7 protein-coding genes and 3 pseudogenes are annotated in these 8,260 nt (G+C 49.0%); 5 read left to right on the forward strand and 5 right to left on the reverse strand.

From position 1 onward, the window contains the following. Positions 1-207 precede the first annotated feature (207 nt). Complete coding sequence (locus tag BRW63_RS24345) at positions 208-2,514, forward strand: BamA/TamA family outer membrane protein (protein ID WP_223257350.1); 2,307 nt, start codon at positions 208-210, stop codon at positions 2,512-2,514. Between the two features lie 42 nt (positions 2,515-2,556). Further along, the gene (locus BRW63_RS24350; protein WP_073070997.1) at positions 2,557-2,757 is read left to right on the forward strand and encodes a hypothetical protein; all 201 of its coding nucleotides are present in this window, start codon (positions 2,557-2,559) and stop codon (positions 2,755-2,757) included. Positions 2,758-2,893: 136 nt separating this feature from the next. Here BRW63_RS24350 and BRW63_RS24355 read toward each other — a convergent pair whose 3' ends face one another. Next, a complete protein-coding gene (locus BRW63_RS24355) occupies positions 2,894-3,349 on the reverse strand; it encodes a GNAT family N-acetyltransferase (RefSeq protein WP_073070999.1) in 456 nt (151 codons plus the stop codon). A 187-nt stretch (positions 3,350-3,536) separates the two neighbouring features. Here BRW63_RS24355 and BRW63_RS24360 point away from each other — a divergent pair, with 187 nt between their 5' ends. Next, positions 3,537-4,091 carry a diheme cytochrome C gene (locus BRW63_RS24360; RefSeq protein ID WP_073071001.1) on the forward strand — a complete coding sequence of 185 codons (555 nt, stop codon included), beginning with the start codon at positions 3,537-3,539 and terminating at the stop codon, positions 4,089-4,091. Between the two features lie 36 nt (positions 4,092-4,127). Here the strand turns inward: BRW63_RS24360 and BRW63_RS24365 are convergent, their stop codons facing one another. Next, positions 4,128-5,252: an RNA-guided endonuclease InsQ/TnpB family protein gene (locus tag BRW63_RS24365; RefSeq protein WP_073071003.1), complete on the reverse strand. Its 1,125-nt coding sequence runs from the start codon at positions 5,250-5,252 to the stop codon at positions 4,128-4,130. Positions 5,253-5,288: 36 nt separating this feature from the next. Here BRW63_RS24365 and BRW63_RS30070 point away from each other — a divergent pair, with 36 nt between their 5' ends. Then, positions 5,289-5,417, forward strand: coding sequence for a ribbon-helix-helix protein, CopG family (locus BRW63_RS30070; RefSeq protein WP_073074951.1), 129 nt, complete (start codon positions 5,289-5,291; stop codon positions 5,415-5,417). A gap of 304 nt (positions 5,418-5,721) precedes the next feature. On the opposite strand, the gene BRW63_RS24375 is transcribed toward BRW63_RS30070, so the two are convergent. Then, positions 5,722-6,855, reverse strand: coding sequence for an ISAs1 family transposase (locus BRW63_RS24375; RefSeq protein WP_073074950.1), 1,134 nt, complete (start codon positions 6,853-6,855; stop codon positions 5,722-5,724). 76 nt (positions 6,856-6,931) lie between these two features. On the opposite strand from BRW63_RS24375, the pseudogene BRW63_RS30075 reads away from it, so the two are divergent. After that, a pseudogene (locus tag BRW63_RS30075) lies at positions 6,932-7,152 on the forward strand (hypothetical protein); the annotation flags it as partial. A gap of 521 nt (positions 7,153-7,673) precedes the next feature. Here the strand turns inward: BRW63_RS30075 and BRW63_RS24385 are convergent. Together BRW63_RS24385 and BRW63_RS24390 are read right to left on the reverse strand one after the other, a co-directional pair. After that, positions 7,674-7,847: pseudogene (locus BRW63_RS24385) on the reverse strand (HNH endonuclease); the annotation flags it as partial. Between the two features lie 36 nt (positions 7,848-7,883). Further along, positions 7,884-8,260: pseudogene (locus BRW63_RS24390) on the reverse strand (hypothetical protein); the annotation flags it as partial.

The following is an 8,260-nucleotide window of genomic DNA, read 5'->3' on the forward strand; positions in this document are numbered from 1 at the left end:
GTTCACTATGAATGACTTGAGAAATCCGGCTCATAGAGTTATGCCAATTTCGGAGGCAGTTACGACTGATCGTTCAATCCGACGGGGCACGGCATGCCATGCTACGCGGCTCTATTGCATCCACGAATCAAATGGGTATGACATCGAAAATCTGTCTTTTGATATTGAGATAAGAAACAAAGTGGGATTGTTCTAACATTAAACTTTTTGAGACAGCAGAGTGATGGGTTTGCTCGTCAAACTAAACCGTCCAGATCGCTCATTTCAGACTATAAATATCTCACCCCAACTGATCGCCGCCTTATGCGCCTCTCGACCGTCACAGTCTGCACTCTCGCCGCGCTCTCTACGTGGGATGCCTGCCAAAACGCAAATGCTGCTGTTTTAGAAACGCCTGCGATCGAGAAAACCGCCGATGTTGTCGTTGCGACGGATGCGATCGCGCCTGCGCCCATTCCCAAAATTGTCCCGCCTGAAACGATCGTCTCTCAAGAGTTTTCAACGAAGGCACCAGTGCGGGTGGCTCAAACCAACGCTCAATATTATCAAGACTATCAACCTACAGCCGCGACTCCAGCGATCTCTCAATCTCCACAGATAGATGCCCCGCCGATAGCAACACCTGCGGCTTCGGTCACACCTACCCCGCCGACTTCGATTAATCAACCGACTTGGATCATTCCTCAAAATGTGACTTCCCCGATCGTCAATCCTCCCGCGACTCCGGCTCCTAAACCGATCGTCAATCCATCTCAATCGCTGCCCTCTGATTTAGTGGTGACGGCAACTGACGTGCAAATTGTGGGTGCAGATCCTGAGCTACAGCAGATTGTTCGCAGCAACATTCGCACTCAACCCGGCGGAGGCACGAGTCAAAGTCAACTTCAAGCAGATGTTGCGGCAATTTTGGAAACGGGTTTGTTTAGCACTGCCAGCGTTAACAGTCGCGCAAACTCCAACGGGTTGAGTGTCACCTTTCAAGTGCAGCCGATCGTGGTGCGGTCTGTGCAACTGGTCAACGCTCAAGCGCTCACGCCTGCGGTGGTTAATGATATCTTTCGATCGCAGATTGGCACGATCGTCAGCCCTTCGGCACTCAATCAAGGTGTGCGACAAATCAATCAGTGGTATGCCCAAAATAGCTACAATTTGGCGCGAGTCGTGGCATTGCAGCCTAGTCGAGAAGGCGTGTTGACGATCGAAGTCGCTGAAGGTGTGATCGGCGATGTGCAAATCCGATTCACCGACGAGCTAGGCAAACCCGTCAACGACAAAGGCGAACCGATTCGCGGCAGAACTCAAGAGAGTTTTATTAAACAGCAGGTACAAATTAGGCCAGGACAAGTTTTTAGAGAAGATATTGCGCGACAAGATCTGCAAAAGCTCGTTCAAACTGGGCTGTTTACTAACGCCCGTGTCAGCTTAGAAGGCGACGCAAAACGGACGATCGTCGTCTACAACCTCACAGAAGGTCGCGCTCGTTCTGTCAATGCAACGGGTGGCTACAACACCGATTTGGGTCTTTATGGTGGAGTCAACTATCAAGACCGCAACGTGGCAGGAATTGGGCAACAACTCAGCACCAACGTCTTGATCGGCACGAAAGACGCTCAATTTGATGGACGGTTTATCAGCCCCTACCGCGACAGCGCACCCGACAAGCTAGGCTATAGCGTCAACGCCTTCCGCCGCAGAGGGCTGTCTCGCGTGTTTGATGACAACGTTAAATTGGAAAACGGCGATCGCGTTCGAGAAGGACGATTTGGGGGCGGCGTTGAGGTCAACCGTCCGATCGATAAAGACTGGGGTGGATCGCTGGGCTTAAACTACAACCGTGTTAGCTTGCGGGATGCGAGTGGCAATGTGGTCAGGCGCGATCGCAATGGCAATCCGCTTTCGTTTAGCGGCACGGGCATTGATGATTTGGTGTCGCTCAATTTTGCGGCGGTTCGTGACCAGCGCGATAACCCGATCGATCCGACTAATGGCTCTCTTTTGAGTTTGAGCACTGAGCAATTTTTGCCGATCGGCAGTGGCAGCATTCTCGCTAATCGCCTTCAGGCAAACTATACGCAATATGTGCCTGTGAATATCTTAAACACGCTGCAAACTAAAAACGAGCCAGAAACGTTCGCCTTTAATATTCAGGGAGGCACCACGATCGGAGACTTGCCTCCCTACAATGCCTATTCTCTCGGCGGCCCGAACTCTGTCAGAGGCTATGATGCGGGCGATATCGGCATTTCTCGCACCTATGTCTTAGCTTCGGCAGAATATCGCTTTCCGATCTACAGCATTATTGGAGGCGCAGTGTTTGCCGATTTTGCTTCTGATCTAGGGTCAAGCCGATCGGTGTTAGGGCAGCCCGGAATCGAGCGTGGCAGACCCGGATCGGGGTTTGGCATTGGGGCAGGGGTGCGCCTCAAGTCACCGTTAGGAGTTATTCGCGCTGATTTTGGATTAAACGATCAGGGTGATAGCCGGGTGCAGTTTGGGTTTGGGCAAAAGTTCTAGGAGATTTTTCGTTAAAATATACCATAAGAAAAAAGGTGAGATATGTCCCAGCCTGAGTTAGACCCTGAAGCCTCGATGAAGTCGTTAATTGAGTCGGCGACATCTGTGAAAGTTAAAAAATTTTTTCAGTATGATGTAACCTCAAAAGGAACTACAGAAGGAACCTTTCAAGCCAGTGATGGGCGTAAGCTAGGGTTTGAAATCGCCGACGATCGAACCCACGTATTTGAGCTGACCGATTAGCTGGAAAAACTTGGCCTGTAGCTTTTAGCCTTCGCGTAACTTTCTGTTCCATGGGTTCTGAGTTAAAGTTTCCCAGAATTGGGGAATTCTAGGGAACACTCGGAGAATTTCTTTGCTGGAAATCTTCTTAGCTATCTCACTCAGCGTCAACCGATCGCGCAATATCCAAAGCTTCAATTGGCTGATTAAACAACACCATTGTTGTACTGGAATTAACTTCAAAGCCAATCTTTTCGTAAAATGACTGTTGATGAGTCGTCATCAAATAGACCCGCTCAACTCTGTTGACGTGAGGATGACTCAGCACCGTTTCTACTAATTTGCGTCCCAATCCTGCACCTTGATAGTCAGGGTGAATCACGACATCCCAAATAGTAGCTCGATAGATCCCGTCTGAAATCGCTCTCGCAAACCCAATTAGCCGATCGCCATCCCAAGCTGAGATGACGGGATTGCTGTGTTGAATTGCGATCGCTAACTCCTCTGATCGGCGATCGCTTGCCCAAAATGCTGCAACCCCAAACAAGCGCTGAAGCTGCTGAAGATCGATCTGTTCTGGGCGATCGCAAAGCTGAATATGACTACAATCCATTCCTACCGTTTTTACCCTTATTGAATCTACATGCTGAGGCTGCCAATTCCAATGATCGAGGCGGCTCGTTTTCATTGGCAGAATGATCACAAACCCCTCTATCCTGAATAGAGAAACATCCAGGGAAGATATTGAGTCTAGATGGCAACGGGTTCTGTAACGTTCGTATCCAAATTGGTTGAAACCTATGCTCCGTTTCCCTCGTCGCGTCAAGACTAACCCGTCTAAACCTCGAAGGCAAAAACGTTCTCCGATCGTGCTAGTCGCGCTGCTGCTGATTTGGAGTCTGTGTCTAGGATTGGGCTTGGCGCAAGCGATCGAAGCCCCTCAACCTTCAGCCGTGGTAGGAACAGTGGATGTCGTGCCCGATCGCTACAAGTTTGGACAAGAACTTTATTTAGAAAACTGCGCCACTTGTCACATTGGGGTTCCTCCGTCGGTTTTGCCCACTCAGACTTGGCGCGATCTGCTACAAGATTCTCAGCACTATGGCGTTGAGGTTAAACCTTTAATTGACCCGCCACGTCAGTTGGTGTGGAACTATTTGCAAACGTTCTCTCGACAGGTGGCAGTTGACGAAAAAGTTCCCTATCGAGTCTCTGAGTCTCAATACTTCAAAGTGTTGCACCCCAAAGTAGAGCTACCGCGCAAGCTCAATCTCGCGAGTTGTGTGACGTGCCACCCCGGAGTCAGTCAATTTAACTTCCGCAGCCTGACCGCAGACTGGGAAAATGCGCCTTGACATACTCCCCGGCGTGAACGCACGGGGATTCTAAGCTCAGACAGCAATTGCAGGCATAGCCTGTCTAACATCACCTAACTTAAGGGTCGATGCCCCAACCCTTTGAATATTTATCGCGGCGTTCTCATCTCGTCCGTTCACAGACTGACAAGACGGGCAACGCCATTCTCTCACCGACAAATCCAACTCTTTCAAGACGTGCCCACAGTTTGAGCAAGTCTTAGAGGATGGATACCATCGGTCGATGAAGACAACTTGTTTACCTTTCTTTGTTGCCACCCATTCGAGAATTTTCAGAAATTCACCAAACGCGAGATCTGAAATTTTGCGTCCCCATAAACGCTGCATGCCTTTGAGGTTTAGCGTCTCAAAGCACAAAACATCGAATTGATTCGTTAAGTCGTGCGCCAACTTCCAGAACCAATCAGAGCGGTGGTTCACTACGTCCTCATGCTTGCGAACCAAATTCAATCTTGCTCGTTCCCGATTCGATGAACCTTTCCGCTTTTTGGAATGATTGCGACTGGCTTTCTGGATGGCATTCAGCGATTGTTTGAGGAATTGCGGCGATTCGATTTTTGTTCCATCTGAGGCGGTGAGGAACGTCTTTAAGCCAAAATCAAATCCAGCGATTCTACTCGTCTCGAATTTGGTTTCAGGCTCATCAACGCTGTCAACAACCACGACCATAAACAACTCCCCTAATGGAGTGCGTTTAATGGTCAGAGTTTTGACCGTGCCCTCAATTTCTCTAGAATTCCAGTATGGATAGACTCGATTCCCAATCTGGATGCGATCGCCGCTTAGAAACTTGTAGCCAGTTTGCTTGAGGGTGAAGGACTTATGTCGTCTCACTTTCTTGAAGTTGGGCGGTCTAACTCCTTTTTTGGGGTGTTTGAAAAACAGTTGATAGGCTTTCTCAATGCGTTGGCAGATATCCTGCACCGCTTGAGAGCCGACTAGCTGCCAGAATTCTTTGCGCTGCCGCAGTTTGGCAATGTGAGCCTGAAGTTTCGCGCAGTTCAAGTGTTTGCCCCACATCCGGTAGTAGCGTTTGTGGAGAGCAATACAGTGGTTATAGATGACTCCAGCCGCATTGATTGAGCGCTTGAGAAATCGATTCCGCTTGTGATTGTACAACTTGAACTTCAAAGTCTTCATGTTAGGATGATAGCATATTTCATTCAGGATGACAGCATGAAAGTGGTTACGCTGCGATGTTCCGACGAAGAATATGAGATTCTTTCCCAATACTGCAAACGAAAAGAAAGAAGCTTAAACGATATTCTGCGTGAGTTGGTTCGTTCTCTGGACTCTGCCCGTTAACACGGGCGCGGGAACCCGATTCTTCATCCCCGTCGTAAACGAGCAGGGCTTTAACGGTTCCTGAACCCTCCGTTCCGGTAAAGTCATTTACAAAAATGCCTTTACCACCCGATCGGCTTACAGTTAATTCACATCAGTTTACCAGCAGGTTATGATATCGTGCCGAGATACGCATGAAAAGCCTAAGTACAAGACAAAAAACGCAGAACATCCAGGAACTCATCCATTTTCTCGTCCAAGTTGAGCATCAGAGTACGGAGAGAGTCAAACCCTGTGCTAAAGATGCAGGACAAACGCAAGAAAATTATAGAGCCAGAATTCTGAGGAGATAGGCATCATCCCACCCTGCTTTCTTGCGCTTGGCTGCAATGCCTACTTTGGTCGATTGATCTTGTCCCAGTAGGTTGAGGGCAATGTGGCGCAGCAGCGAGAGATTTTGTGGGGCATGGTCTTTGCGAATGCGACAGGCATCCTCATTGAAGGAAACATCTAGCACCCAATGCAAATGGTTCTCGACCATCCAAGGGGTGCGAATCGCGGCGGCAATTTTAGCGGCATGACTCGCTAAACTGCTGATGTAGTATCGGGATTCTGTACTAACCTGCCCGTTAACGCGCCGTTCACTTTGAAGCATCACAACGGTTTGCAGTCCTTTCCATTGCGACTTTTGAACCAGGTAGTCTAACTCGGACTCGGATAATGTCCAGCAGCGACGAATTTCGGTGCGTCCATGTCCTTTGTCAATGGTTTGGGCGAAATCGTGAGCGACCTCCTGGAATTGGGTCGCTTGGGCTTGCTCAAACAGCCATTGCACGTCTTCAAACAGTCCTCCTTGATTGCCTTTGAGGGCTAAGATATAATCTGCCCCTTTGTCGATAATCACACTTGCAATCTCTTTTTGAGTCCCCATTGCGTCAATTGTGACGATGCACCCTTCAATCGCCAGCACTTGCAATAATTGCGGAATGGCGGTGATCTCGTTGGACTTCTCATCGACTTTACGTTGTCCGAGTACCAATCGGTTAGCACTTGCCCACGCACTCACCATATGGATTGCTCCTTTGCCATTGGCTCGGTCATAGGAGTGCCGCACGGTTTTGCCATCAATGGCGATGACTTCTCCTGCACTCAGTTGGCTGATTGCCCGAATCCAACTGATGAAACATGCCTGCATTTGGTCTGGGTCGAGTCGGGCAAACACTCGCGCAAACGTATCATGCGAGGGGATGCCCTTGTTTAGACTCAAAAACGTACCTAACCATTCCTGTTTGGATTGTCCATACAGTTCGATATCCACCCAACTCTCCGCGCCACAAATCACGGCGCAGATAGCAATGGCTACGATATCCAAAAGTCGGTGGTCTTTGCCTCGCTGATTGCGGGGGTCATCTAAATCAGCAAAATGGCTCAGAATGCGGGCATCCGTAGGTGAGTTCATGAGCAGAAGTTTGCAAGCGCACTACACTGCTTTTAGCCTACGCTTCTTTTTTCATGCGTTTGCCCTGATCATTCATGACATTCCAAACTACAGGGCGAGACGATGGGTGGTCGAGCGCACAGCCCTGAAGGAGGGTTTCCCTCCGTAGGGGACTGTGTAAGAGAGCGAACACACTCGTGGATGAATCGATTTAGACGCGTGTTGATCCGCTGGGAGAAGAAGCCAGAATACTACTTAGCAATGCTCCATTTATCGTGTGCTTGCATTGTAGTGCGGGCAATTCAGGTTTTCGGCTAGGATCTAAGTCTGCTGATCCTCAAGACCAAACAGGCAAGAAATCAAGCCCATTTGATCGCAATCGCAACGGACGCATCGACCCCGATGATTTGCTGCTAGGCATCCGAGACACTATTCAATGGGTGATGGGGTTGAGCCGACATACGGGCAAAAAAGTGCAGGATCGGCTTGAAACTCTATCTCTACAAAGGCTTCAGCTATTCCCACATCAAGCTGTATCTTTGAAACTCTTGAGTAGTACAAGTTTGGACTACTTTTGGACTAAGCGATAGCCAAAAACCGATAGTACACCCTCTCTTTTGGTGCCGTCTTAACGGCTGAAACCCTCATTCTTCCGTTGAACTTCTGCACTTCCCGGCAGAAGTCCTGATGCTGAGCCTCATTTTGATAGTTTTTCTAAAACTCAAGCTGGGTAAGGCTTTCCAGTCTATCTTGCACTGTTGAGAAGGTCGAGGGGAACATTACTGTTCCACCCCTCCCGTCCGAAACCGTGCATGAAAGATTTCCCTTCACACGGCTACTCAATGTGTTTCCATTTTGTCAATATGGGACTTCAAGCTGCCATCGTTGGCAGTTTTCTCATCATGGCAATGGCGATGTAATAATTGGAGATTTTGCCATTCCTTCTTACCTCCACAGGAAATGGGTTTAATATGGTCAATTTCCAATAATTCGCCTTGTTGAAAATGCAAATCGCACCAAGCACATTTACCTCAGATCTTGCACCATTCCTAATAAGCTGAGGATAGGGGCTTGATGCTAATTTCAAACCCTTGCTCATTAATGAGGTCACGGTGCTTGTGAATCTGACGAAGCAGCTTGACCCAGGCGACGTGCGGCAGCAGTGTTGCAACGGCTTTGACACAGACTTCGCCCCAATCGAGGCGCACCCAAGTGGGAAAGGTTTGAGATACCCAATGTGCCAGGAGGTCAGCGATGAGAGACAGCATTAACCAGCGATAGATTCCTAGCCGAGTCTTCTGACCAAAGCAATCCAAGCCAAAGCGATGTTTGATGGTTTTGAAGAAGCCTTCAATTGCCCACCGTTGTCGTCCTAATCTCACGAGATAGACCCCGGAATCCGGGTGAGTCGACACCCCGAAGCGCA

It is taken from the genome of Phormidesmis priestleyi ULC007, from assembly GCF_001895925.1.
Taxonomy (GTDB): Bacteria; Cyanobacteriota; Cyanobacteriia; order Leptolyngbyales; family Leptolyngbyaceae; genus Phormidesmis_A; species Phormidesmis_A priestleyi_A.